Source organism: Streptomyces sp. NPDC058008 (assembly GCF_042886395.1).
Classification (GTDB): Bacteria; Actinomycetota; Actinomycetes; order Streptomycetales; family Streptomycetaceae; genus Streptomyces.
Genome location: NZ_JBHVQX010000002.1, coordinates 363,157 through 387,478, shown reverse-complemented (window position 1 = coordinate 387,478; position 24,322 = coordinate 363,157). Strand labels below are relative to the sequence as shown.

18 protein-coding genes and 5 tRNA genes are annotated in these 24,322 nt (G+C 71.3%); 12 read left to right on the top strand and 11 right to left on the bottom strand.

What is annotated here, in order from left to right; all coding sequences use genetic code 11:
• Window positions 1-147 precede the first annotated feature (147 nt).
• From ACFVS9_RS03515 to ACFVS9_RS03505, 3 genes are all read left to right on the top strand, one after another.
• Window positions 148-1,533 (top strand): FAD-binding oxidoreductase, encoded by a 1,386-nt coding sequence (locus tag ACFVS9_RS03515; RefSeq protein WP_389929768.1) that lies wholly within the window; start codon window positions 148-150, stop codon window positions 1,531-1,533.
• 207 nt (window positions 1,534-1,740) lie between these two features.
• Window positions 1,741-1,893: a hypothetical protein gene (locus tag ACFVS9_RS03510; RefSeq protein ID WP_383114139.1), complete on the top strand. Its 153-nt coding sequence runs from the start codon at window positions 1,741-1,743 to the stop codon at window positions 1,891-1,893.
• A gap of 58 nt (window positions 1,894-1,951) precedes the next feature.
• The gene (locus ACFVS9_RS03505) at window positions 1,952-2,173 is read left to right on the top strand and encodes a hypothetical protein (protein ID WP_383114140.1); all 222 of its coding nucleotides are present in this window, start codon (window positions 1,952-1,954) and stop codon (window positions 2,171-2,173) included.
• 255 nt (window positions 2,174-2,428) lie between these two features.
• On the opposite strand, the gene ACFVS9_RS03500 is transcribed toward ACFVS9_RS03505, so the two are convergent.
• Window positions 2,429-3,769, bottom strand: a complete 1,341-nt coding sequence (locus ACFVS9_RS03500) for an ABC transporter substrate-binding protein (RefSeq protein ID WP_389929765.1) — start codon at window positions 3,767-3,769, stop codon at window positions 2,429-2,431.
• A gap of 774 nt (window positions 3,770-4,543) precedes the next feature.
• The gene (locus ACFVS9_RS03495; protein WP_383114142.1) at window positions 4,544-5,998 is read right to left on the bottom strand and encodes an MFS transporter; all 1,455 of its coding nucleotides are present in this window, start codon (window positions 5,996-5,998) and stop codon (window positions 4,544-4,546) included.
• 175 nt (window positions 5,999-6,173) lie between these two features.
• On the opposite strand from ACFVS9_RS03495, the gene ACFVS9_RS03490 reads away from it, so the two are divergent.
• Window positions 6,174-6,629, top strand: a complete 456-nt coding sequence (locus ACFVS9_RS03490; RefSeq protein WP_383114143.1) for a MarR family winged helix-turn-helix transcriptional regulator — start codon at window positions 6,174-6,176, stop codon at window positions 6,627-6,629.
• A gap of 293 nt (window positions 6,630-6,922) precedes the next feature.
• Here the strand turns inward: ACFVS9_RS03490 and ACFVS9_RS03485 are convergent, their stop codons facing one another.
• Window positions 6,923-7,945 (bottom strand): helix-turn-helix transcriptional regulator, encoded by a 1,023-nt coding sequence (locus tag ACFVS9_RS03485; RefSeq protein ID WP_389929762.1) that lies wholly within the window; start codon window positions 7,943-7,945, stop codon window positions 6,923-6,925.
• A 93-nt stretch (window positions 7,946-8,038) separates the two neighbouring features.
• Between ACFVS9_RS03485 and ACFVS9_RS03480 the strand changes: the two genes are divergently transcribed.
• Complete coding sequence (locus ACFVS9_RS03480; protein ID WP_389929760.1) at window positions 8,039-8,437, top strand: VOC family protein; 399 nt, start codon at window positions 8,039-8,041, stop codon at window positions 8,435-8,437.
• Window positions 8,438-8,686: 249 nt separating this feature from the next.
• On the opposite strand, the gene ACFVS9_RS03475 is transcribed toward ACFVS9_RS03480, so the two are convergent.
• The 5 genes from ACFVS9_RS03475 to ACFVS9_RS03455 all read right to left on the bottom strand — a co-directional run bounded on the left by ACFVS9_RS03475 (window position 8,687) and on the right by ACFVS9_RS03455 (window position 14,263).
• Window positions 8,687-8,760 (bottom strand) — tRNA-Lys (locus tag ACFVS9_RS03475).
• 91 nt (window positions 8,761-8,851) lie between these two features.
• On the bottom strand, window positions 8,852-10,462 hold the full coding sequence (locus tag ACFVS9_RS03470) for an amino acid permease (RefSeq protein WP_389929759.1): 1,611 nt from the start codon (window positions 10,460-10,462) through the stop codon (window positions 8,852-8,854).
• A 104-nt stretch (window positions 10,463-10,566) separates the two neighbouring features.
• Entirely contained in the window at window positions 10,567-12,663 is a 2,097-nt protein-coding gene (locus tag ACFVS9_RS03465; RefSeq protein WP_389929757.1) for a DEAD/DEAH box helicase, read from the bottom strand.
• Window positions 12,664-12,862: 199 nt separating this feature from the next.
• Window positions 12,863-13,426 carry a hypothetical protein gene (locus tag ACFVS9_RS03460; RefSeq protein WP_383114148.1) on the bottom strand — a complete coding sequence of 188 codons (564 nt, stop codon included), beginning with the start codon at window positions 13,424-13,426 and terminating at the stop codon, window positions 12,863-12,865.
• Window positions 13,427-13,909: 483 nt separating this feature from the next.
• On the bottom strand, window positions 13,910-14,263 hold the full coding sequence (locus tag ACFVS9_RS03455; protein WP_383114149.1) for a metallopeptidase family protein: 354 nt from the start codon (window positions 14,261-14,263) through the stop codon (window positions 13,910-13,912).
• A gap of 124 nt (window positions 14,264-14,387) precedes the next feature.
• Here ACFVS9_RS03455 and ACFVS9_RS03450 point away from each other — a divergent pair, with 124 nt between their 5' ends.
• The 4 genes from ACFVS9_RS03450 (at window position 14,388) to ACFVS9_RS03435 (ending at window position 16,328) form a co-directional block, all read left to right on the top strand.
• Window positions 14,388-15,962, top strand: coding sequence for a metallophosphoesterase (locus ACFVS9_RS03450; protein WP_383114150.1), 1,575 nt, complete (start codon window positions 14,388-14,390; stop codon window positions 15,960-15,962).
• An 80-nt stretch (window positions 15,963-16,042) separates the two neighbouring features.
• Window positions 16,043-16,115: transfer RNA gene (locus tag ACFVS9_RS03445), tRNA-Glu, on the top strand.
• Between the two features lie 39 nt (window positions 16,116-16,154).
• Window positions 16,155-16,229 (top strand) — tRNA-Asp (locus ACFVS9_RS03440).
• 22 nt (window positions 16,230-16,251) lie between these two features.
• Window positions 16,252-16,328, top strand: a tRNA-Phe gene (locus ACFVS9_RS03435).
• A 50-nt stretch (window positions 16,329-16,378) separates the two neighbouring features.
• On the opposite strand, the gene ACFVS9_RS03430 is transcribed toward ACFVS9_RS03435, so the two are convergent.
• Window positions 16,379-17,221 (bottom strand): cytochrome c biogenesis CcdA family protein, encoded by an 843-nt coding sequence (locus ACFVS9_RS03430; protein ID WP_389929755.1) that lies wholly within the window; start codon window positions 17,219-17,221, stop codon window positions 16,379-16,381.
• The gene (locus ACFVS9_RS03425) at window positions 17,218-17,994 is read right to left on the bottom strand and encodes a DsbA family protein (RefSeq protein ID WP_389929753.1); all 777 of its coding nucleotides are present in this window, start codon (window positions 17,992-17,994) and stop codon (window positions 17,218-17,220) included. The genes ACFVS9_RS03430 and ACFVS9_RS03425 overlap by 4 nt, the downstream gene beginning before the upstream one ends.
• A gap of 283 nt (window positions 17,995-18,277) precedes the next feature.
• On the opposite strand from ACFVS9_RS03425, the gene hrpA reads away from it, so the two are divergent.
• From hrpA to ACFVS9_RS03410, 3 genes are all read left to right on the top strand, one after another.
• Entirely contained in the window at window positions 18,278-22,207 is a 3,930-nt protein-coding gene (gene hrpA / locus ACFVS9_RS03420) for an ATP-dependent RNA helicase HrpA (protein ID WP_389929751.1), read from the top strand.
• Between the two features lie 116 nt (window positions 22,208-22,323).
• A tRNA-Asp gene (locus ACFVS9_RS03415) sits at window positions 22,324-22,398 on the top strand.
• A 142-nt stretch (window positions 22,399-22,540) separates the two neighbouring features.
• A complete protein-coding gene (locus ACFVS9_RS03410; protein WP_389929749.1) occupies window positions 22,541-22,903 on the top strand; it encodes a DUF6274 family protein in 363 nt (120 codons plus the stop codon).
• 533 nt (window positions 22,904-23,436) lie between these two features.
• Here ACFVS9_RS03410 and bldC read toward each other — a convergent pair.
• The gene (bldC, locus tag ACFVS9_RS03405) at window positions 23,437-23,643 is read right to left on the bottom strand and encodes a developmental transcriptional regulator BldC (protein WP_003949541.1); all 207 of its coding nucleotides are present in this window, start codon (window positions 23,641-23,643) and stop codon (window positions 23,437-23,439) included.
• Window positions 23,644-24,322 lie beyond the last annotated feature (679 nt).

The following is a 24,322-nucleotide window of genomic DNA, read 5'->3' as shown; positions in this document are numbered from 1 at the left end:
CGGCGGCGGGACGCTGAAGGGGAAGCCTTTCGGTGTTCGGTCCCGTCTGCGCGGCATCCCCGGGTGCCGGCGCCGGCCCGGCAGCCTCACCCGGATGCGAGTGCCAGGGGAGGCCGGGCGCGTACGCGCGAGGAGACGACGATCATCATGGACGGCACCCTTCTCGAGACGATGAGGACCACCCTGCGCGGCCCGGTCGTCGGCCCGGAGGACCCGGAGTACGGGCGGGCCCGTACGGTCTACAACGGCATGATCGACAAGAGGCCCGCCGCGGTGGTCGAGTGCCACGACACGGCGGACGTGATGGCGGCGGTCCGCTTCGTCCACGACAACGGCCTGGAGATGGCCGTCCGGGGCGGCGGCCACAGCGGTCCCGGGCTCGCCCTGTCCGACGGCGCGGTCACGATCGACCTCTCCCCCATGCGTGGTGTGCGGGTCGATCCGGCCACCCGGACCGCGCAGGCCGACGGGGGCGCGACGCTGGGCGATTTCGACCACGCCACGCACGCCTTCGGCCTCGCCACCCCGGCGGGGATCATGTCCACGACCGGGATCGGCGGACTCACCCTGGGCGGCGGCCACGGCTACCTCACCCGCAGGTACGGCCTGACGGTGGACAACCTGGTCTCCGCCGACGTGGTCCTCGCCGACGGGACCTTCGTCGCCGCGAACCCCGGCGAGCACTCCGACCTGTTCTGGGCGCTGCGGGGCGGCGGCGGGAACTTCGGCGTGGTCACCTCGTTCGACTTCGACCTGCACCCCGTGGACACGGTGGGGGTCGCCATCACCCTGTGGCCGCTGGAGCTGTTCCACGACGTCATCCGCTGGTACCGCGACTTCCTGCCGCAGGCACCGGACGACCTGTCCGGGTTCTTCGCCGCGCTGACCGTACCGCCGGGCCCGCCCTTCCCCGAGGAGATCCACGGGCGGAAGATGTGCGGGGTGGTCTGGTCCTCGACCGCCGACCCGGACGAGCTGGGCGAGACCCTCGCCGTGGTCGGCGAACCGGGGCCGCCCGCCTTCCACTTCACGACGCCGATGCCCTACCCGGCCCTCCAGACCATGTTCGACGCGCTGATGCCGACCGGTCTCCAGTGGTACTGGCGCGGCGACTTCTTCGACCGGATCACCGACGACGCGGCCGACGTGCACGCCTCCTTCGCGGAGAAGCTCCCCACGGACCTGTCGACCATGCACCTGTACCCGGTCGACGGCGCCGCGGGCCGCGTCGGCCCCGACGAGACCGCCTGGGCCTACCGTGACGCCCGCTGGTCCGGCGTCATCGCCGGCATCGACCCCGACCCCGCCAACGCGGCGGCGCTGCGCGAGTGGGCCGTGGACTACTGGGAGGCGCTGCACCCGTACTCGATGGGCGGCGGCTACGTGAACTTCCTCGGCACCGGCGAGTCGCAGGACCGGGTCCGGGCCACCTACCGGGGCCACTACGACCGGCTCGCCGAGGCCAAGCGGACCTACGACCCGCACAACCTCTTCCACGCAAACCAGAACATCGAGCCCGCCCCGCCGCACTGAGCGTCACGCCGAGCTCGCAATACCGGGGGAAAGCCGTGCTGGGAGGGTTACAGTCTGCATGCACCGCACGATGATCCGGACGCCCCCGGAGCGGCGCGGCACCGGTAGCGGCACCTCGTAGCCGTACCGGTCGGGACCAGTCCGGCAGTTACGGCGGCGGCTCGGTCACGGGGCTCTCGACACACACCTACGTACAGGACACCTGAGATGACCGACATGCCTGCCCGCACGACCCAGCGGCGCCCCGAGGGCACCGCCACGACCACCGACGCGGGCTCCGCGGCCCCGCTGCCGACACCGCAGTACGCGGGTCTGTTCATCGAGCCGGACCTGCCCCCGGTCACCGACGAACCCGAGTGACGGCCTGCCCGGCACCGGCCCCGAGTGACCGGCCCGGCGGCACGGTCGTTGGGAGACCATGCGCATCCGTATCGGTGTGGTCGTCCTCGCAGTGGTCCTGCTGATCGCCGCGTTCATCTCGAACATCCCGTCCGAGGCCGAGACCGAGGTGGCCTGCCGGCGGGCCCTCGACAACCTGTCGACGTGGACGAACCGGCCGGACGTCTGCGTGGACGTGTCCGCGGAGACCTACCGGACGTTCCTCCTGATGTACCAGCTGCGGGAGGAGGGCCTGGACTAGTGCCCGGGGCCGCCCCCGGTACCCGGCGCGGCCTGCACGGGCATGTCCGCACGGCCCGCGCGGAGCGGCCGTACGGCCCCGGCCGCGTGGGCCGTACGCGCGATCCCGGCACCGGACGCCTCCCGGGCCCTGCGTCCCGGACCGTGCGGGGCGCTGCTGGCGCGGCACGGACCGGGCGGGGCGGGGCGCTGCTGGCGCGGCACGGTCCGGGCCCTCCTCCCGCAGCGCGGCTCAGGGAGCACGGGCTCCGGACGGTCAGCCCTGCTGTTCCTTCCACTCCGCCTGGGCCTCGTCGAGGTTCTTGGCGAACGTGTCCAGGAAGTCCTTGGCGCTGGTCTTGCCGAGCAGCACCTTCTGGAAACCGGGCTCGCTGTCGGCCTTGGACAGGGTGTTCCAGTCCGGCAGGTAGTACGGCAGCTGGACGATCTTGGTGTTGCCGGAGAACAGCGCCTCCGCGCCGAGCTTGGTGGTCTCGGCCTTGTCGAGCCAGGGGTCCTCGGCCGCTTCCTTGTTGGCCGGGATCAGGCCCGCGGACTCGCTGAACTTCGAGTTCGAGGCGTGGGAGGCGGCGAACTCGATGAACTTCCAGGCCGCCGCCTTGTTCTCGGACGACTTGATCAGGCCGAGGCCGGAGACCGGGTTGGAGACCATCACCCGGGTGCCGTCGGCCAGTTCGGGCTGCGGGATGCCCCGGAACTTCTCGACGCCGAGCGAGCCGACGTGGTCCTGGTAGGAGCCCAGGTTGTGGTTGAGCATGGCGATGCTGCCGGAGTCGAACTGGGCGACCATCTTGGTGAAGTCGTTGTTGAGGTCCGCCTCCGGGGTGTCCTTCTTGTACAGGGCGACGTACTTCTCCAACGCCGCCACGTTCTTGGGGTCGTTGACCGTCGTCCTCGTCCCGGCCTCGTCCCAGAAGGACTCGATGCCCGACTGCCCGTACATCGCGTCGAGTGCCTGGGCGATGGACCCCGGGCCGCCGCGGATGGTGTAGCCGAACTGGTTCTTCCGCTTGTCCGTCAGCTTCGCCGCGGCCTCGTAGAACGCGTCCCACGTGTCCGGCTCGCCCAGCCCGACCTTCTCGAACAGGTCGGTGCGGTAGTAGAGGACACCGTTCGTGGCGGAGATCGGCACGGTGTACATCTCGTCCCGGCCGCCGGAGCTCCTCACGTTCTCGACCATGGCCTCGTTGAGCTTGCCCTTGAGGGAGCTCGACCCGATCCGGTCGTCCAGCGGCTCCAGCGCGTCCTGCGCGGTGATCCCGGCGACCATCGCGGCACCCACCCCGCCGACGTCCGGCAGACCGCCGCCCTGGATGGCGGTGTCGTACTTGGACTGGGCCTCGGTGGAGGCGATGCCCACGTACTGCACGTCGATGTCCGGGTTCGCCTTCTCGAAGTCGGCGATGATCTCCTTCCAGATCGCCGTGCGGACGCCCCCGTTCTCGTCCCAGAACACGATCTTCCCCGTCCCCGGGCCTTCGGCGCCCTTCGCGCCGGTGATGCCGCTGCCGTCGTCACCGCAGGCGGTGGCGGTGAGGGCCAGGGCTGATACGAGGGATATGGCGGCGGCGATACGGCTGTTGCGGGGCTTGATCATGGTCGGCTCTCTTCTCTGGGTGCTCACGGCGGGCGCACGGCGACAGCGCGCCGCGACGTGAGGCCGTGCGGGATGAAGGTGCTTCGGGGAAGCGCGGGACCGTGTCGGTACCGCGGAGCCGGAGGGAACCGGTGGACCGGGGCGCGTCCGAACGCCCGTGTGCCGCCTGGTGCCCCGGGCCGGAGCCCGTCGGGCCGGCGGGGGTGGTGCCGACCCGCGTCCGGGCTGACGGGGGCTCAGCGTCTCCCGGAACGCCGGAGGCGGCGGGGGAGCGTGCTCGGGGCTGGCTGCATACGGCGCTCGGCTCTCATATCGCGTCTCATATATGACATACGAAGGGCAACGCGAAGAACGTAAGTCGGCCCACTCCCCCGGTCAATGCCCGTGCACGAGAAAGTTCCTGGGCCCGGGAACGCCGAAGCGCCCCGGCCGGTGAACCCGGTCGGGGCGCTTCTGTGGTCGTACGAGAGTTTCCGCGGTCGCGCGGAGGCGGCCTTCGCCGCGTACGGGCGTTTCCGTGGTCGCGGGGCGGCGGAACCCGCAGTGGCCGCACGGGCGGTTCCGTCATCGCGCGGGGACGGCCGTCGTGGCCGTGGGGGCGGTTCCGTCGCCGCGCGGGGACGGTCTCCGTGGCCGCACAGGCAGTTCCTTGGCCACGCGGGCGCTTTCCGTCGCCGCGCGGGGCCACTCGTGGCCGTACGGGCCGCTGGTGGTGGGTCGCGCGGGGCCCCGTCCGGCCGTACGGGGCCGGCGGGGCGCTGCGCGGTGGACCGGTCAGGCCTCGACGGTGACCTTGCCGGCCGCGGCCGTGCCGGCCTTGTCGCCGTCGGCGGCGGGCCGGACGAGACCCGGGATGAACGAGGCGACCGCCGCCGCCACGAGGGCGACACCGCAGCCGATCATCAGGCCGACGCGGAACCCGTCCTCGGACGCCAGGGAGTAGCCGCCGAGGTTCATGGTCATCTGCGCCAGCACCACACCGATGACAGCCGATCCGATGGTGGTACCCAGCGAACGCATCAGGGTGTTGAAGCCGTTGGCGGCGGCGGTCTCCGAGAGCGGGACCGAGCTCATGATCAGGGCGGGCATCGCACCGTAGGCCAGGCCGACGCCGCTGTTGATGACGATTCCGACGATCATCAGGCCCCAGGCGGAACCCATGAGGAACAGGGAGATGCCGTAGCCCGCGGAGATCACGAGGGCGCCGAGGACCAGGGCGATCTTGGGGCCTCGTGCGTTGATCAGCTTTCCGCCGAGCGGGGAGACGATCATCATCATCACGCCACCGGGTGCCATCCAGAGGCCGGCGGCCAGCATCGACTGCCCGAGGCCGTACCCGGTGGCCTCCGGGAACTGCAGCATCTGCGGCGCGATCAGCATGAAGGAGTACATGCCGACGCCGACCAGGATCGACGAGATGTTGGTCAGCAGCACGCGCGGACGGGCGGTGGTGCGCAGGTCGACCAGCGGGTCACGGGTACGCAGCTCGTAGAACCCCCAGGCGCCGAGGGCCACGACCGCCACGGCGAACAGGCCCAGCGTGGTGCCCGAGCCCCAGCCCCAGTCGGCACCCTTGGAGATCGCCAGCAGCAGGGACACCAGGCCGATGGCCAGCCCGATGGCGCCGGGCGCGTCGAACCGCTGGCCCTTGGCACCGGCCGGGACGTCCGGGACGAACGCCCAGATGAGTACGGCGATCATCACCGCGAGGACGGCGGAACCCCAGAAGAGCACGCGCCAGCTGGTGTACTCGGCGACGGCGGCGGAGATCGGCAGGCCGAGGGCGCCGCCGATGCCCATGGAGGCACTGACGAGGGCGATCGACCCGCTGAGCTTCTCGGCGGGCACCACGTCGCGCAGCAGTGCGATGCCGAGCGGCACCATGCCCATGCCCATGCCCTGGAGCCCACGCCCGACGATCATCGGAACGACGGAGGAGGCCAGCGCACACACGATCGAGCCGATGATCAGCGGGACCGCGCAGGCGAGGAGCATGCGGCGCTTGCCCAGGAGGTCACCGAGTCGGCCGGTCACCGGCACGCACACACCGGCGACCAGGAGGGTGACGGTGACCACCCAGGCCGCGTTCGAGGACGAGGTGTCCAGAATCCGCGGCAGCTCCGCGATGAGCGGGGTCACCAGCGTCTGCATCACCGCGGCGACGGTGCCGGCGAGTGCCAGCGTCGTGATCACGCCGCCGGCGCGGGCTGTGGGCTGGGGGGCATCCATATCGCGGATCCTCGGCTATCTGTTCGGTAGAAAGACTATGGCATCGTACACGTCCATTGCATCATGCACATTGTGTGGTCTATGCACTTCCCCGTAAACATACGATGAAGTCATTACGCACGACGGCACGACGACACACCGGACCCGCCCGGCAGGAAGCAGGAGGTGCCCGCGCATGAACAGGGCAACGCACGAGGTCGAGTACGAGCAGATGCTGCTCAGCCGTCACGGCCTGCTGACCCACAGAAAGGGGCGCCGCAAGGACGGCCTCCTGGAGCGCAGCGCGTACGTCCTGCTCAGCCGCATCCGCGTCCAGGGCCCGATGTCCGTCGGCGAGCTCAGTGAGGCCTTCGACCTCGACGTCTCGACCCTCAACCGGCAGACCGCCGCGGTCATGCGCGCGGGCTTCGTGGAGCGCATCCCCGACCCGGACGGCGGCATGGCCCGCAAGTTCCGGATCACGGAGGAGGGCGCGAGGACGCTCGACGCGGAACGTGAGGGCATGGTCAGCTCGCTGGAACGCGTCATGGCCGACTGGCGCGACGAGGACATCTCCGCCTTCGCCGGCTACCTGCGCCGCTTCAACTCGGACATCGAACGCATCGGCGGCCGGCCTTGGCCCCGCCCCTGAGCCGGCCCCTGGGCCAGGCCGGCCGGCCGCCGAGCCAGCCACTGAGCCGTCCCCCGTGACGGAGCACGGCCCCGGCCGCCGGGCCCGCGCCCGGCCCTGCCCCTGCCCCCCACCAGCCGGGCCCGCCTGACCCCGGCCCCAGAGCCCGAGCCCGGCCCCTGGGCCCGACCCCGTGACGGCGCCCGGACCCGCCCCCGGGGCGGCTCAGGACCCGCTCAGGGACCGGGTCGGGGTGGGCCGATCGCGGGCGCACCGCGGGCTGGTCGCGGGCGTCGCCGGCGGGTGGGCCGCGGTCAGGCGCGGCGGGCGAAGGACGCGAGGCGGTCGGCGAACGCGGCCACGAGGTCGCGGAGTTCATCGGGACGCTCGACGACGAACGGCCGGTCGAGCGCGGCCAGCGCGGGAGGCAGCCAGTCGAGCCGCTCCGCCCTGACGAGCACACGCCACCAGCGCGCGTCAGCACCACTGCCGCCCTCCCCGGGACCGCCCTCCCCGAACTCCTCTCCCTCGGCGGGCTCGTACTCCTCCAACCGCGCGACGGCGGCGGGCAGGCGGGCGCGGATCTGCCCGGCCGTTCCGTGGATCCGCACGACCACGTCGTACCGGTACGCGGCCGTGGCGAACCCCGACAGCAGGCGCCGGGCCGGATCACCGTCCGCGGGCACCTCGAACGATCCGGGGAGGGCCCGGGCGTCCGTGATGCGGTCGAGCCGGAAGGTCCGGTCCTCCCCGATCAGCGGGTCCCTGCCGGTGACGTACCACCGCCCCGCGTGGGCGACGATCCCGTACGGGTGCACGGTGCGCTCACTGCGCCGGCCGTCACCGCCCGTGTACCTCATCGAGACGGGCCTGCCGTGACGTACGGCATCGGCCAGGGTGAGCAGGACCCCGGCGTCCGGGGAGGCGAACTCACCCGGCCGGTCCGTGAAGGCGACCGACTCCAGGAGCGTGTCGAGCCGGCCGGCGAGGTGCCGGGGCAGCACCCTGCGGATCTTCGCCGACGCCGTCTCACCCGCCGTGCGCCCCGCCGTCATCAGCCCCGCCCGACGGCCGGCGACCAGGCCGAGGAGGACGGCCAACGCCTCGTCGTCGCTGAGCATGAGGGGCGGCAGACGGTACCCGGCGCCGAGCCGGTACCCGCCGTACCGGCCGCGCACCGACTCCACGGGCACGTCGAGATCGATCAGCTGGTCCACGTACCGCCGCACGGTGCGCCCGTCCACGCCGAGCCGCTCGGCGAGCTCGGCCACCGTCCGGGTGCCGCCCGACTGCAGCAGCTCCAGGAGGGTCAGTACGCGGGCGGCTGGTCGGGGCATTTTCAGAGCCTCCCACGGATACAGGGCGGATTCTGTCCACTATTTTCCCTAGCCTCCGAGACGTACGCCCCCGGAGCAAGCAGGGAGAACACCATGGACTTCGTCTCGATCCGCATCATCACGGGTGATGTCGCACGCCTCGTCACGTTCTACGAGCAGGTCACGGGGGTGCGGGCGGTGTGGGCCACCGAGGACTTCGCCGAACTCACGACGCCCGGCGCCACCCTCGCCATCGCGAGCACCCGCACGGTCCCGCTCTTCGCCCCGGGCTCGGCCCGTCCGGCGGAGAACCACAGCGTGATCACCGAATTCCTCGTCGACGACGTGGACCGCGTGCACCGGAATCTGAGCGCCTACGTCACCGACTTCGTGGCGGGGCCCACCACGATGCCCTGGGGCAACCGGTCGCTCCTGTTCCGCGACCCGGACGGCAACCTCGTCAACTTCTTCACCCCCGTCACTCCGGAAGCCGTGGAGAAGTTCGCCCGCTGACCCGGGGCTCCGCCCGTCATCGCCGTCATGCTCCTGGTCTCGGTCATCCGCGAGAGCCAGGAACACGACGAGGGGATTCGGGACGACTTGCTCGTGCGGGCCGGTGACCGGGCAGAGCTGGAGCGCTGACGGCCGTGTCGGACCGCCCGCTCACGCGAGAGGCCGGGAAAGGCGGAGCGCCTCGACCGGCCGAAGCCGATCGAGGCGCTGAGCAGCAGGTCGGAGGATCTCTCCTCGCCCTGCCTCAGGTAGGCCGTGTGGGACTCGAACCCACAACCAACGGATTAAAAGTCCGCTGCTCTGACCAATTGAGCTAACGGCCCGGGATGGATCACCCCCGAGCATAGCTGCCCCGGGCCCGGCAGCCGATCGGGTATCGGGTGCCCGGCCCTGTCGTGCCCGGGGCAGGGCCGGTCAGTCCGTGGATTCGTCCGCGATCGTGCGCTTGTGATCAGGGGCGGCCGGCTTGAGGAACCAGTGGCGGGCCGAGACCAGCCACCAGACGGCGGCGAAGCCCAGGACCACGAGCACGGCCAGCGGTGCGTAGTTGAAGCTCTCCCAGGTGACCGGGGAGACCTGGGGCAGCATGAAGAGCACCGTGATCACCCCGACCCAGCTCACCGCGACGATTCCGACGGGCCGGGACCAGCGGCCCAGGTGCCAGGGTCCCCGGACGAAGTCGTCGCCCCGCAGCAGCCTGAGCAACGTGGGGATGACGTAGGCGATGTAGAGGCCGATGACCGCGATGGACGTCACGGCGGCGTACGCCGTGACGTTGATCAGGTACGGCAGCCCCAGGGCCAGCGCGCCGAGCGCGGCCAGCCAGACCGCCGCGACGGGCGTCCGGGTGCGCGGGCTGACCGTGTGCCAGACGCGGGAGAAGGGCAGCGCTCCGTCGCGCGAGAAGGCGTAGATCATGCGGCTGTTGGCGGTGACGGAGGCCATCCCGCAGAAGAGCTGCGCCCCGATCACCACGAGCAGCAGGAGCTTGCCCGTGGTGGCGCCGAGCGCGTCCAGCAGGATCTGGGCGGGCGGGGCGCCGGTCGGGGAGTTCAGGGCGCCGTCGTAGGACTGGATGGCGAAGGTGAAGCCGAGCAGGAGCACGAACCCGGCGATCCAGGACGTCCAGATGGACCGCACGATGCCGCGCGGGCCCGCCACGGCCGCGTCGTGGGTCTCCTCCGTCATATGGGCGGAGGCGTCGTAGCCGGTGAAGGTGTACTGCGCCATCAGCAGGCCGATCATCACGACGTAGAAGCCGCTGCCCCAGCCGGTGTTGTTGACGAACTCGGTGAAGACGTACGACGCCGACCGGTGCGAGTCCGGCACGAAGGTGAGCGCGCCCACGATGACCGCGACGCCGACCACGTGCCACCACACGCTGACGTTGTTGAGGACGGCGACGATGCCGACGCCGAAGGTGTTCAGCAGCCCGTGCAGGACGAGGATCGCCGCGAAGAGCAGGATCGTCCGGCCGGGGGTGACCTCGAAACCGAACTGGAGGTTCAGGTACGCCCCGAGGAAGGACGCCGCCCCGAAGTCGATGCCGGCGGTGACGGCGACCTGGCCGAGCACGTTGAACCAGCCGGCGAACCACGCCCACGCCGCGGCCGAACGCGGCGGGGCGAGGCGGTGGGCCCAGAAGTACAGGCCCGCCGACGTCGGGTAGGCCGAACAGATCTCCGCCATCGCCAGGCCGACGAACAGCGTCATCAGCCCGACGCCGATCCAGCCCCAGGTGATGACGGCGGGACCGCCGGTGTTCATGCCGAACAGGTACAGCGTCAGGCAGCCGGAGAGCACCGAGATGATCGTGAACGAGACGGCGTAGTTGGAGAAGGCGGACATCCGGCGCGCGAGCACCTGGGTGTAGCCGAGCTCTGCCAGCCGTTCCTCGTCCGTCGTCGGGGACGGGGCGGCGGCCGCGACAGCGGGCCCGGGCCCGGGAGCGGGAGCCTGCGTGGGTCCGGAGCCCGACGGGGCATCCGGAGGAGGCACCGCGACTGCGGCATCATCATTTGTCATGTCCCCAGCGATGCCCTCGCAGGGGGCCCGGAAACGCCCCGGGGCCCGTACGGCACCGAAGTGCTGTACGGGCCCCGGGGACCTGTCGGGTGGGTCAGCCGGACTCAGCCGTTGCGCTTCCAGCGCGGCTTGTCGTCGCGGCGGCCGAAGGTGCCGGTGCCGGTACCCGTGCCGGTGCCACCGCGGTGGTCGTCACGACGGCCGTTCGGGCGGTCGCTGCCACCGGAGCGGAACCCGCCCGAGGGGCGGTCGTCGCGACGGTCACGGTTGAACGGACGGTCGCTGCCACCGGAGCGGAAGCCACCGGAGGGGCGGTCGTCACGACGGTCACGGTTGAACGCCGGGCGGTCGTTGTCACGACGCTCGAACGAACGGCCACCCCGGTCGTCACGACGGTCGCCGCCACCGGAGCGGAAACCGCCGGACGGACGGTCGCTGCTGCCCCGGAACGACGGGCGGTCGTTGCTGCCCCGGTAGCCGGAGCCGCCGGAGGGACGGCCACTGCGCTCACCGACGCGGTCGTTGCCGCCACGGTAACCGCCGCGGTCGTCACGACGGTCGCCACCGCGGTCGTCGCGGCGGCCGAAGTTGCCCCGGTCGTCACGACGGTCGTCGCGCCCGGCCGACTGCTCGGGGACGGACACGGCCGCGACGAGCGCCGCCTCGGCCTCGGCGGCCACCTCGGCCACCGCCGCCTCCGGGTCGTCGCCCCGCTCGCGGGCGGCACGGGCGACCAGGCGGTCGGCCTCCTCGCGCAGCTCGACGGCACGGCGCTGGACGCGCTCCAGCTGCTTGGTGAGGTCGGCGGCCTCGCGCTCGGCCTGCTTGGCCGCGTTGTTCGCGGAGTCGGCCTGGACCTCGGTCAGCGAACGGGCACCGGTGATCTCGGCGACCTCGGGCTCGAAGACGCCCGCGCCCTGCACGATGTGGCGCGAGGCGTCGACGCCCGCGTCCTCCATGAGGCGGAAGATCTGGCGGCGCTGGTGCGGGAGCGCCAGCGACACGACGACACCGGACTTGCCGGCACGGGCGGTACGGCCCGAGCGGTGCAGGTAGTCCTTGTGGTCGCCGGCCGGGTCCACGTTCAGGACCAGGTCGATGCCGTCGACGTGGATGCCGCGGGCGGCGACGTCGGTGGCGACCAGGGCGTTGACGTAGCCCTTCTTGAAGTCCTCCAGGACGCGGGTACGCGCGCCCTGAGTCATGCCGCCGTGCAGCGCGTCCGCCTTCACGCCGGACTCGATGAGCTGCTCGGCGATGCGGTCGGCGCCCAGCTGGGTGCGGACGAAGATGATCGTGCGGCCCTTGCGGGCGGCGATGGCGGCCGTGACCGGCGCCTTGTCCTTCGGCTTCACGACGAGGACGTGGTGGGACATGGTCGAGACGTTGCCCTGGGCGCTGTCGACCTCGTGGGTGACCGGGTTGCTCAGGTAACGCTTGACGAGCGTGCCGATCTCGTTCTCCATCGTGGCGGAGAAGAGCATGCGCTGGCCGCCACCGGGGATCTGGTCGAGCAGCTCGGTGACCTCGGGCAGGAAGCCCAGGTCCGACATCTGGTCGGCCTCGTCGAGGACCGCGACCTGGACGTTCTCCAGGGAGCAGGCACCGCGGTTGATGATGTCGCGCAGACGGCCCGGGGTGGCGACGAGGACGTCGACACCGCGCTCCAGCGCGTAGATCTGGTTGCCCATCGACGTACCGCCGCAGACGACCTTCATCTTCAGCCCGAGCACGTCGCCGTAGGGCTGGAGCGCGTCCGCGACCTGCATCGCGAGCTCACGGGTCGGCGTGAGGATGATCGCGCGGGGCTTCTTCTTCTCGGTGTGACCGCCGGCCAGCGCGGCCAGGGTCGGCAGACCGAAGGAGAGCGTCTTGCCGGAGCCGGTACGGCCACGGCCCAGGATGTCCTTGCCGGCCAGGGCGTCCGGGATGGTCGCGGCCTGGATCGGGAACGGAGCCGTCACACCGTTCTGCGCGAGCTTGCGGACGATGCCCTCGGGCAGTCCGAGCGAGGCGAAGGTGATGCTCGGCTCGGCGTCCTCGGGGGCCTCGGCGGCCTCCTCGGAAGCGTCCGCGACGGGGTTCTCGTCGGCGACGGCTTCGGGAGCCTCGGCGACCATGGCCTCGGCCGCTTCCACGACCTCGATGCCCTCTACGTCGTTCTCGGACATGACGGTGCGGTCAGAACTGGAAATTGACATGCGAAATGCGAAACCTTCCGGAGTCTCGGCACGCGCCCGTAACTCCGTGTTATCGCAATTTCGACCGCCTCAATGCGGTCCAGCCACGGCAAGGGAGAGTACGCGCCACACGGCGCTCTTCTGTGTCGGCGCCGGGCAATGGGATCAAACGATCTACTACCATACGCACCCTCCCCCACTTCGCGCAAACCGGCCCCCCTCACACGGGCGCGACCTGCGGTGATACCCGTGGAGTCGGCCACGCCCCGGCCCGCTCCGACATCCCCATCGCGTCCGTGCGGGACTGCGCCGCCGGAGAGGCCGAGGGCTCCTCCGGCGGCTGCGAGGGCTCCGGCTCGGGCGAGGGCGGCGGCGGGGGCTCCTCGGGGGTGACCGGCGGGGGCGGCGGCTCCTCCGGGCCCGGCGCACTGGGCTGCGCGGTGGGCAGCGGCCCCGCCCGGGTCGGCTCCGGCGGGGCGGGGTGGCCGGGCGCCGGGTGGACGGCCTCGGGACCGGCCGACGGGGCGCGCCCCGAGGCCTCGGCCTCCGGCTCACGCGGGCGCTCGCGGTCGGACTGGGCCTCCGCGCGGGCGCCACCGGCGCCGGAGCGGCCGGTACCGGACATGGTGGCGCCGTCCGGACCGGCGGACGCGCCCTTCTCCTCGGCGGAACGCGAGGGGGTGGGCTTCCCTGCGTCGTCACCGACGCTCATACAGCCTGTGGACGCGGCGATCGTCAGCGCGGTGACGGCTGCCCAGTGGACGCGGGCGGACAACTGGCGCACGGGGTGGCACCTCCGGGGAGGAGAGATACGGCGGGAGGGGAGAGCGATGTGTCCAACTCCCCGGCCCCCACGGGGGACACGCCCGGACACAACACCCGCACACCGAGGCCCGGCCGGGCCGGCCCCGGGAGCCGCACCGGATCGCCTTCGGCCACCCGGCCGGAACAGACCGGGCGCGGCACCGGGTTCACGCCCCGGAACCGCACCGGACCACCCCCGGAGCCCGGCCGGATCAGACCGGGAGCCACACCGGACCTCCCTCGGCCTCCCGGCCGGAACAGACCCGGCTCGGCACCGGGTTCACGCCCCCGAGCCACACCGGACCACCCCCGGCCCCCGGCCGGAACAGACCGGGAGCCACACCGGACTCCCCCCGGCCCCCGGCCGGAACAGACCCGGCACGGCACCGGGTTCACGCACCGGACCACCCCCGGCCGCCCGGCGCCGCCCGGCCTGGTCACCCCCGGCCCGTCGGGGCCGCGCTCACCCGTACCCCAGCTCGTGCAGCCGCTCGTCGTCGATGCCGAAGTGGTGGGCGATCTCGTGCACCACGGTGATCTCCGTCTCGGCGACCACGTCCTCGCGCGTCTCGCACATCCGCAGCGTCGGCCCCCGGTAGATGGTGATCCGGTCCGGCAGCACCCCGGCGTACCACTCGCCGCGCTCCGTGAGCGGTGTGCCCTCGTAGAGGCCCAGGAGCTCGCGTTCCTCCGGGTCCTCCGGCTCCTCCTCCACGAACACCGCGACGTTGTCCATCAGCCGCATCAGCTCCGGCGGAACACGGTCAAGAGCCAGGCTCACCAGCTCTTCGAACTCCTCGCGCGTCATCTCCAGCACCCCGCCATTGTCACGTACGCGGGCCCGGACGGGGCGGGCCGCACCCGCGCCCCCGGCCACCCGCCCGGCCCACACCTCCCGCCCCGCCCGCATGCCCGCCGCCCGATCGGGGCATACGCGCCCAATGGCACGCCCGTTCCACGCCGCAGCCGCCCGTGTCCGCCGACTCCTCCCCTCCGGCCCCCGCGCCGCCACCGCCTCCGGCGGGCTCGTCCCCGCCGCGCACCCCTGGAAACGCGCGCTCGGGCTGCTGGCCGTGGTCGTGCTGGGCGCCTGGCTCGGGCTGCTGGTGGTCGGCAGCGTGCGTACGCCGGTCGGGCCGATGGACACGACCATGACGCTGAGGCCGTCGGTCAGCGGCGGCACCAAGATCAACGTGTCACCGCTCGGCGCCCTGCAACTGGACTCCCACCACGCCCCGGTCCGCCTGGACGTGGACATCGACCAGCTCGACCCGGAGCGCTCGCAGGCCCTGGTGAAGCACCCCGAGCGCCTCTCCGGTCTCCAGGACCAGGTCGGTCAGGACGTCGCCTCCGGCACCCGCGAACTGGCCGTCCGCTCCTGTGTGGCCGTCGTCTCCGGCGCCACCGCTCTCGGCCTCGTCGTCTACCGGCGCCCCCGCCGCGCCCTGGCCGCCGGCGGCCTCGCCCTGGTGCTGCTCGCCGCCTCGGGGGTCAGCGCGTACGCCACCTGGAACCCGAAGTCCGTCCTGGAGCCGAAGTTCTCCGGGCTGCTCTCCAGCGCACCGTCGGTCGTCGGCGACGCCCGTTCGATCGTCACCGAATTCGACGTCTACCAGCAGGAACTGGCGCGGCTCGTCACCAACGTGACCAAGCTGTACGACGCCACGTCCACGCTCCCCGTGTACCAGCCGGACCCGGCCACCATCCGCGTCCTGCACGTGTCGGACATCCATCTCAACCCCGCCGCCTGGCACATCATCGCCTCGCTGGTCGAGCAGTACGACATCGACGTGATCATCGACTCCGGCGACACGATGGACCACGGCACGGCGGCCGAGAACGGCTTCCTGGATCCGGTCTCCGACCTCGGCGCCCCCTATGTCTGGGTCAGGGGGAACCACGACTCGAAGGAGACCCAGGCCCATCTGGCCAGGACGAAGAACGTGCGCGTGCTGGACGAGGGCGACGCGGTGAGCGTGGCCGGGCTCCGGATCGCCGGCACCGGGGACCCGCAGTTCACCCCGGACCGCTCGCGCCCCACCGGCGGCCAGGCCTCCGAGGAGCTCGCGGGCATGCGCCTCGCCTCGGCCCTGCGCGACCAGAAGCGCGCGGGAACCCCGGTGGACATCGCGGTGGCGCACGACCCGACCGCGGCGCGCGAGACGGACGGAACGGTTCCGCTGGTCCTGTCCGGGCACGTCCACCACCGGGTGAACGAGCTGCTGCCCCTGGGGACCCGGCTGAAGGTCGAGGGCTCCACGGGCGGCGGCGGGCTGCGCGCCGTGCAGAACCAGAAGCCCGAGAAGGTACGGGCCTCGGTGCTCTACCTGGACCGCCCCACCCGGCACCTCCAGGCCTGGGACGAGATCACCCTCGGCGGCCTCGGGCTCACCACGGCCGAGGTGAGCCGCCACCTCCCCGAGGAGAACCTGAAGGCCCCGAGGACCCCGGCGTCCCCGTCCCCCTCCCCGGGCACCCCCACCGGCTCCTCGGGCGCCCCGACGCCCTCCCCGTAAACCGTTTTGGCGATAGCTCCCCGCATCCCATATGCTTCTCACGTCCCCGACGCGCTGGAAAGCGCGCAGGTGGGCCCTTAGCCCTCATCGTCTAGTGGCCCAGGACGCCGCCCTTTCAAGGCGGTAGCACGGGTTCGAATCCCGTTGGGGGCACGCTTTACCGTGTGCGAGACTTGTCTCGCACATTAGCTTGGTCCTGTGGAGCAGTTTGGAGTGCTCGCCACCCTGTCAAGGTGGAGGCCGCGGGTTCAAATCCCGTCAGGACCGCTGCAGCCCGTATGAGCTGCGTGGCTGGGTAGCTCAGTTGGTACGAGCGATCGCCTGAAAAGCGATAGGTCGCCGGTTCGATCCCGGCCCCAGCCACCACCCGAAGGCCCCGTCCGATGGACGGGGCCTTCGCCGTTCTCCGGCCCCGCTCAGCCGGTTCCCTCCCGCCCGTCACGGCGCCGGCGCACCGCCTGCACGATCACCCCGAGCAGCACCACGGCCACCACGGCGGTCAGGGCCGCCCCGTCCGGCACCCGCCCGCCGAGCCGCTGGGCCCACTGCTCGACGGCGAACGAGTCGTCCACGTCCAGGAGTCCGGGCAGCGCGGTCGTCCCGTCGTACACGAGGAAGAGCGTCCCCAGACCGATGAAGAAGAAGCCGGAGAGCAGCGAGGTGCTGTGCACCTCGAAGCGGCCGGCCCGCAGCGGCCTGCCGCGCAGCCAGGCCCTGCGGCCGAGGTCGAAGCGGTCCCAGAGGAGGGCCAGGGCGAACAGCGGAACGGCCATGCCCAGCGCGTAGACCGCGAGCAGGAGTCCGCCGTAGACGGGGCTGCCGCTGACGGCCGCCACCGTGAGGACGCTGCCGAGGATCGGGCCCGCGCAGAAGCCGGCCAGCCCGTAGACCCCGCCCAGGGCGTAGACGGACAGGACCGTCGTGGGCCGGATCCGGCCACTGAGGGCGGCGATCCTCCGGGACGCGAAGCCGAGCCCGGCGATCTGGGCCAGACCGAGCCCGATGATCAGCCATCCCGCGCCGAGGACGAGTGCCTCACGGTGCCCGTAGAAGAGCCGTCCGGCGTACGAGCCCGCGGCGCCCAGCGGGACGAGGGTCGTGGCGAGGCCGGCGTAGAAGACGCCCGTCCGCGCGAGCAGCCGTGAGGCGGAGTCGACGGAGTACGCGAAGAAGGCCGGGAGCAGCAGGGCGCTGCACGGGCTGACGAGGGCGAGCAGCCCGCCGAGCAGGGCGGCGAAGTAGCCGATGTCCGGGGTCACTTCGCGGGCTCCCCGGCGTTCCCCACGTTCGCTTCCTCCGCCGCCGCGGCCTCGATGGCCTGGGTGAAGACGGCCGTGGGCTGAGCCCCTGCCAGGGGGCGGCCGTTGACGAGGAAGGACGGGGTGGACGTGGCGCCGATCCCGTAGGCCTCCTGCCGGTCGCTGCCGACCGCTTCGGTGGCGGCGGCGCTGCCGGCGTCGCGGGTGAAGCGGTCGAGGTCCTTCACCCCGGCCTGCCGGGCGAGTTCCCTGAGGCGCTCCTCGCCGAAGCCCTTCTCCTTGGCGCCCTCGGCGTAGGCGGCCCGGTGGAAGGCCCAGAAGCGGTCCTGCCGTCCCGCCGCCCAGGAGGCGCGGGCGGCCGCCTCGGACGCGTCGCCGAAGATCGGGAAGTTGCGCCACTCGATGCGCAGGGTGCCGTCCTTCACGTACTTCCTGATCAGTTCGGGCTCGGTGTCCCGGGCGAACTTCCCGCAGTAACCGCACTGGAAGTCGGCGTACTCGACGAGGACGACGGGGGCGTCGGCGCGGCCCTGCGCCAGCTTGTCCGCGGCGTCGCGCCGGGCGAGTTCCGCCAGTTCGCGGTGGGTGCCGGAGTCCGGTCCCGTGGCCGTGGCGGCCGGGGTGTCGGAGGCGGGCCGGTCCGGGGCGGTCGCCCGGTAGGAGACGAAGCCGAGCAGCCCGGCGGCGAGAGCGACGGTGAGGCCGAAGAACACCGGCTTCCTCCAGGAGGACGGCTTCTCCGCGGAGGGCGAGGGGCGAGGGGGCGTGGGCATGCGGCGCTCCGTGCGGGTGGGGGGCGAACGGGATCTGCGGGGCCGCCCGGCGGTGCGGTGATGTCCCGGGACATGGAGCCGCGTGGTGCGGGGACGGGTGACCGGTCGTCCGGAATGGTACGTGCTGTGACCGTGCGGACGCTCAGGGTGACCGCACCTGCCGCCGGGCCGCCCCGAAGCGGTCACCGGAGCCGCGGCGGGGTGGCCCCGGACGCGGGTGTGACGCGGCCCGGACGAAATACGTTCGCCACTCCTCGCGCGCGGGTGAGATCCTGGGACCCGTATGTCTACTTCCTTCGCCGATCTCCAGTCCCAGCTCGGGCAGCTCTCGCTCCGCGACGCGCACAGGCTCGGCCGCCGCCTCGAGGGTGCCCGCCGCATCCGCAAACCGGAGGCCCGCCAGTCCGTTCTGGACGAGATCTCCGCGGAGGCCGGGAAGGCCTCCGAGCGGCTCGCGGGGCGCGCCTCGCGGATGCCGGCCCTGTCGTACCCGGAACAGCTGCCCGTCAGCCAGAAGAAGGACGAGATCCTGGAGGCGATACGTGACCACCAGGTCGTGATCGTCGCCGGTGAGACCGGCTCGGGCAAGACCACGCAGATCCCCAAGATCTGCATGGAGCTGGGGCGCGGCGTCCGGGGCATGATCGGGCACACGCAGCCCCGCCGGATCGCGGCCCGCACGGTCGCCGAGCGCGTCGCGGACGAGCTGAAGACCCCGCTGGGCGAGGCGGTCGGATGGAAGGTGCGCTTCACCGACCAGGTGAATCCGGACGCGACCTTCGTGAAGCTGATGACGGACGGCATCCTGCTGGCCGAGATCCAGACGGACCGCGAACTCCTCGCCTACGACACGATCATCATCGACGAGGCCCACGAGCGGTCGCTGAACATCGACTTCCTTCTCGGCTACCTGGCCCGGCTGCTGCCCAAGCGCCCCGATCTGAAGGTCGTCATCACCTCGGCGACCATCGACCCCGAGCGCTTCGCCCGGCACTTCGGCGAGGCGCCGATCGTGGAGGTCAGCGGCCGGACGTACCCGGTCGAGGTGCGCTACCGCCCCCTGCTCGAGGAGGAGGGCGAGGACTCCGACCGCGACCAGATCACCGCGATCTGCGACGCCGTGGACGAGCTGGGCCACGAGGCCCCGGGCGACGTCCTGGTCTTCCTCTCCGGCGAACGGGAGATCCGCGACACCGCGGACGCGCTGAACAAGCGCAACCTCAGACACACCGAGGTGCTCCCCCTCTACGCGCGCCTGTCGCACGCCGAGCAGCACCGCGTGTTCCAGCGGCCCCCCAACGGGATCGTCCGCAGGATCGTCCTGGCGACGAACGTCGCGGAGACCTCGCTGACCGTCCCCGGCATCAAGTACGTCATCGACCCGGGCAACGCCCGCATCTCCCGCTACAGCCACCGCACCAAGGTCCAGCGGCTGCCCATCGAGCGGATCTCGCAGGCCAGCGCCAACCAGCGCAAGGGCCGCTGCGGCCGTACGTCGGACGGCGTCTGCATCCGGCTGTACTCCGAGGACGACTTCGTCACCCGCCCGGAGTTCACCGACCCGGAGATCCTGCGGACCAACCTCGCCTCCGTCATCCTCCAGATGACCGCCGCCGGCCTCGGCGACATCGAGAAGTTCCCCTTCATCGACGCGCCGGACCACCGCAACATCCGCGACGGCGTCCAGCTCCTCCAGGAGCTCGGCGCGCTGGACCCGCAGGAGAAGGACGCGAAGAAGCGCCTCACCCCGCTGGGCCGCAAGCTCTCGCAGCTGCCCGTGGACCCGCGCCTGGCGCGCATGGTCATCGAGGCCGAACGCAACGGCTGCGCCCGTGAGGTCATGGTCATCGCGGCGGCGCTCTCCATCCAGGACCCGCGCGAACGGCCCTCGGAGAAGCAGACCCAGGCCGATCAGAACCACGCCCGCTTCAAGGACGAGACGTCCGACTTCCTCGCCTTCCTGAACCTGTGGCGCTACATCCGGGAGCAGCAGAAGGAGCGCGGATCCTCCAGCTTCCGCCGGATGTGCAAGCAGGAGTACCTGAACTTCCTGCGCATCCGCGAGTGGCAGGACATCTACACGCAGCTGCGCACGGTCGCCAAGCAGATGGGCATCGAGCTCAACGAGCAGGACGCGCCCGAGCAGGCGGTGCACACCTCGCTGCTGGCGGGGCTGCTGTCGCACATCGGGCTCAAGGACACCGAGAAGAACGAGTACGTGGGCGCCCGCAGCGCCAAGTTCGCGATCTTCCCGGGCTCCGCGCTGTTCAAGAAGCAGCCCCGCTTCGTGATGTCGGCCGAGCTGGTCGAGACGTCCCGGCTGTGGGCACGGGTCAACGCCAAGGTCGAGCCGGAGTGGATCGAGCCGCTCGCCCAGCACCTGCTGAAGCGCACCTACAGCGAGCCGCACTGGGAGAAGGACCAGGCGGCGGTCATGGCGTACGAGCGGGTCACGCTCTACGGGGTGCCGATCGTCGCCCAGCGCAAGATCAATTTCGGCCGTATCGACCAGGAGGCGTCACGGGACCTGTTCATCCGCAACGCCCTGGTCGAGGGGGACTGGCGCACCCACCACCAGTTCTTCCACGACAACCGCAAGCTCCTCGGCGAGGTCGAGGAGTTGGAGCACCGTGCCCGGCGCCGCGACATCCTCGTGGACGACGAGACGCTGTTCGACTTCTACGACCGGCGGATCCCGGACCACGTCGTCTCGGGAGCGCACTTCGACTCCTGGTGGAAGCACAAGCGCCGCGACGAGCCGGAGGCCCTCGATTTCGAGCGCTCGATGCTCATCAACGAGAAGGCCGGGGCCGTCACCAAGGACGACTACCCGGACTCCTGGCGGCAGGGGAAGCTCAAGTTCCGGGTGACCTACCAGTTCGAGCCGGGCGCGGACGCGGACGGTGTGACCGTCCACATCCCGCTCCAGGTGCTCAACCAGGTCACCCCCGAGGGGTTCGACTGGCAGATCCCGGGCCTGCGCGAGGACGTGGTCACCGAACTGATCCGCTCGCTGCCCAAGCCGATCCGCCGCCACTACGTCCCGGCCCCGAACTACGCGACGAAGTTCCTGGACCGCGCGGTCCCGCTCCAGGAGCCGCTGCCGCTCACGCTCGCCCGCGAGCTCCAGCGGATGGTCGGCGTGCCGGTCACGGCCGGCGACTTCGACCTGACCCGGATCCCGGACCACCTGAAGATCACCTTCCGGATCACCGACGAGCGGCGCCGCAAGGTGGCCGAGGCCAAGGACCTGGAGGCGCTGAAGATCCAGCTGCGCCCCAAGGCCCGCCAGGCGCTCTCCCAGGCCGCGGCGGCCACCGCGGGGCCCTCGGGGGAGTCCGTCGAGCGTTCGGGCCTCACGGACTGGACGATCGGCACCCTGGACCGCGTCTTCGAGACCCGTCGCGCCGGCCAGCCCGTGAAGGCGTACCCGGCGCTCGTCGACCAGGGCGCGACCGTCGCCGTACGGCTCTTCGACACGGAGGCCGAGCAGCAGCAGGCGATGTGGCGCGGCACCCGGCGGCTGATCCTGCTGAACATCCCGGTGAACCCGGCCAAGTTCGCCTCGGACACGCTCACCAACCAGCAGAAGCTGGCGCTGTCCCGCAATCCGCACGGCTCCGTCCAGGCGCTGTTCGACGACTGCGCGACGGCGGCGGCCGACCGGCTGATCGCCGCGCACGGCGGCCCCGCCTGGGACGAGGCCTCGTTCAGGAAGCTGTACGACAAGGTGCGCGCCGACCTCGTGGACCTCACCGTCCGCACGATCGGCCAGGTCCAGCAGATCCTGGCCGCCTGGCAGGCCTGCGAGCGCCGGCTGAAGTCGACGAACAGCCTGGTCCTGATCAACAACGTGACGGACGTACGGGAGCACCTGGCCCGCCTCGTACCGGCCGGGTTCGTCACCGCGACCGGGCTGCGCAGGCTGCCGGACCTGATGCGCTACCTGGTCGCCGAGGACCGCAGGCTCCAGCAGATGCCGACGAACGTCCAGCGCGACACCACGCGCATGGAGAAGGTCCACGAGATGCAGGACGAGTACGCCTGGCTGCTGGAGCAGTTGCCCCAGGGGCGTCCCGTGCCGCAGGAGGTCCTGGACATCCGCTGGATGATCGAGGAGCTGCGGGTGAGCTACTTCGCGCACGCGCTGGGCACCGCCCAACCCGTCTCGGACAAGCGGATCGTGAAGGCGATCGACGCCGCCGCACCGTGAGCCGGCCCCCCGCCAGGTCGTGACCGCTCCCCCACGGTGAGTGAGTTCGACCTGGCCCTCCGACCTCCTGTACAGTCTGTCTTCGCAGCAGGCCGCAAGGCAGGCAGCGAAAACCTGGTCCTGTGGAGCAGTTTGGAGTGCTCGCCACCCTGTCAAGGTGGAGGCCGCGGGTTCAAATCCCGTCAGGACCGCAGTAGACGAAAGCCCGGATCCTCTGGATCCGGGCTTTCGCGCGTCTTGACGCCCCGCTCCGCCGCGAGTAACTCCGTAGGACGGAGTCCGCCCCTGTTTCCCTCGACGCGGGGCGGCCCGTTCCACCGGGAGGCCGCACCCATGCCTGCGCCCACGGAAAGGCACGAGACCCGCGCGCTGCTGCGCGCCCACCTGGCGGCCGCCTCCGGCGGGTACCGCCACCTCACCCGGCAGTGCCCGATCTGTCATCGTCTGCTGCGACTCGCCATGGAGCCCCTGACGGTCCCACAGGCGCCGTACGCGGCGCGGGAGTCCGGCGATGCGGCCGAGCCGCCGACAGCGCCGCAGAACGCCTCCGGGGCCCCTTCCGGCCAGACCCGGGACACGCCCCTCGCGACCCGGTCGCCGACCGTCGGTGACGGACCCGGCACCGGCCGGCGCCCGGGCCGCCCCGACGGCCTCCACCGGGACGGCGGCGGGGACGAAAGTCCTGCCGCGACATGACCATCTGCCGCTGCCGGACGCCCCCACGCGGTGGCAGGCTCGTACGTGGCAGGACCGTGCCGGTGTGACGGGAGTCACCCCATCAGTTTTGCGCAGGGGGGACTTTACGCACTTCCTACAACTGGCGAATTTAATATGTGCAATTGCACTGCCCCGGAAGCACATCCCGGACCGTTCCGCCCGAGCCGTCCCACGACGCCAGGGACCCGGGCGAACAGCCCCGAACAGGCCCGCCCACAGTCCCACACGGACTCCCCGCAAACCGACCCGTCGGCAGGTTCGGGCGGGCGCGCGGACCGCCCGGACACCCCCGGGCATCCGTCCGCCCGCCGGCGGCGGCCGTTCCGGGGCCCCCCGGACACAAAAAGATCGCGCTGGACCCGGCGGAGTCCAGCGCGATCGAACGACGTACCCGCACGTCACAGGTATGGCGCCCGTTGGGGCGGGCGCCCGTCGCATGGAGCTATGAGTGGGTCACCGGGGGTTGGGGGACCCTTCAGTGCCCTGTCTCTGGGTGCGGCGACAGGGGTGTGTCAGGCCTCGCTGCGCTGCTGCGGAATACCCGCAAGCAGTGCGCGGACCTCTGCCTCGCGGTACCGGCGGTGTCCACCGAGCGTGCGGATGGACGTGAGCTTGCCAGCCTTTGCCCAACGGGTGACCGTCTTCGGGTCCACGCGGAACATCGTGGCGACCTCAGCCGGGGTCAGCAGCGGCTCGGCATCAGGGGTGCGAGCGGTCATGAGCGGCCTCCTCGGGAGAACCGAACCATCTCGGTTCTTTCCTCTAAATTCTGCACCTTGACCCGCGTTGCCCGAAATGGCGGACGCGGGCCGAGTCGGTTATAGGACGAACGGCTTGTCCTCGGCACTACAACTACACCATCCGTCCAGCCACGTCGGCCAAACCGATGGAATTGCCCTCCCAGGTGTTCATCAGCGACGGAAGCCGATGGACCATGCCATAGCGGACAGTCACACCCCAGTAACGATCAGTCACAGGACAACCAGGAGTCGTCAGAAGTCGTCAGACCCCCCATAGCGTGCAATGCTGAGCATTCCACCCATAGTTGGGCGGACAGAGCCCTCCCCGGACTCCTTGTCCTATTTTGGCATGAGGAGTAGGGAACGGCGCAAGGGCCCCGTTAGTGCTATCCGTCACGCTTGAGGCAAAGGCCCGGTTCGGGACGTAGGTCCCGGACCTCCCTGGCTGCACCGGGCCCCACGTGTCACACGCGTCACATTGGACGCCGGTTCACGGCCCGTCAGTTCCCGTCAGTTCCCGTCGGCTGCCGCCCGTTCCTGCCGGTTCCTGTCAGAGCATCCTCCGCTCACCTCCGCCGGGCTCCCTCGGTGCCCGCGGATGCCGGACACCTCACACGATGTCTCTTCCCTGCGGATAGCGGCTCTATGCGGCGGTGCG

Excerpts from the sequence above, each read along its gene's own strand:
- bldC (WP_003949541.1), bottom strand. The coding sequence starts at position 23,643 with ATGACCGCTCGCACCCCTGATGCCGAGCCGCTGCTGACCCCGGCTGAG.
- ACFVS9_RS03505 (WP_383114140.1), top strand. The coding sequence starts at position 1,952 with ATGCGCATCCGTATCGGTGTGGTCGTCCTCGCAGTGGTCCTGCTGATC.
- ACFVS9_RS03450 (WP_383114150.1), top strand. The coding sequence starts at position 14,388 with ATGGCACGCCCGTTCCACGCCGCAGCCGCCCGTGTCCGCCGACTCCTC.
- ACFVS9_RS03485 (WP_389929762.1), bottom strand. The coding sequence starts at position 7,945 with ATGCCCCGACCAGCCGCCCGCGTACTGACCCTCCTGGAGCTGCTGCAG.
- ACFVS9_RS03510 (WP_383114139.1), top strand. The coding sequence starts at position 1,741 with ATGACCGACATGCCTGCCCGCACGACCCAGCGGCGCCCCGAGGGCACC.
- ACFVS9_RS03410 (WP_389929749.1), top strand. The coding sequence starts at position 22,541 with ATGCCTGCGCCCACGGAAAGGCACGAGACCCGCGCGCTGCTGCGCGCC.
- ACFVS9_RS03425 (WP_389929753.1), bottom strand. The coding sequence starts at position 17,994 with ATGCCCACGCCCCCTCGCCCCTCGCCCTCCGCGGAGAAGCCGTCCTCC.
- ACFVS9_RS03515 (WP_389929768.1), top strand. The coding sequence starts at position 148 with ATGGACGGCACCCTTCTCGAGACGATGAGGACCACCCTGCGCGGCCCG.
- ACFVS9_RS03470 (WP_389929759.1), bottom strand. The coding sequence starts at position 10,462 with ATGACAAATGATGATGCCGCAGTCGCGGTGCCTCCTCCGGATGCCCCG.
- ACFVS9_RS03500 (WP_389929765.1), bottom strand. The coding sequence starts at position 3,769 with ATGATCAAGCCCCGCAACAGCCGTATCGCCGCCGCCATATCCCTCGTA.
- ACFVS9_RS03490 (WP_383114143.1), top strand. The coding sequence starts at position 6,174 with ATGAACAGGGCAACGCACGAGGTCGAGTACGAGCAGATGCTGCTCAGC.
- ACFVS9_RS03480 (WP_389929760.1), top strand. The coding sequence starts at position 8,039 with ATGGACTTCGTCTCGATCCGCATCATCACGGGTGATGTCGCACGCCTC.
- hrpA (WP_389929751.1), top strand. The coding sequence starts at position 18,278 with ATGTCTACTTCCTTCGCCGATCTCCAGTCCCAGCTCGGGCAGCTCTCG.
- ACFVS9_RS03465 (WP_389929757.1), bottom strand. The coding sequence starts at position 12,663 with ATGTCAATTTCCAGTTCTGACCGCACCGTCATGTCCGAGAACGACGTA.
- ACFVS9_RS03495 (WP_383114142.1), bottom strand. The coding sequence starts at position 5,998 with ATGGATGCCCCCCAGCCCACAGCCCGCGCCGGCGGCGTGATCACGACG.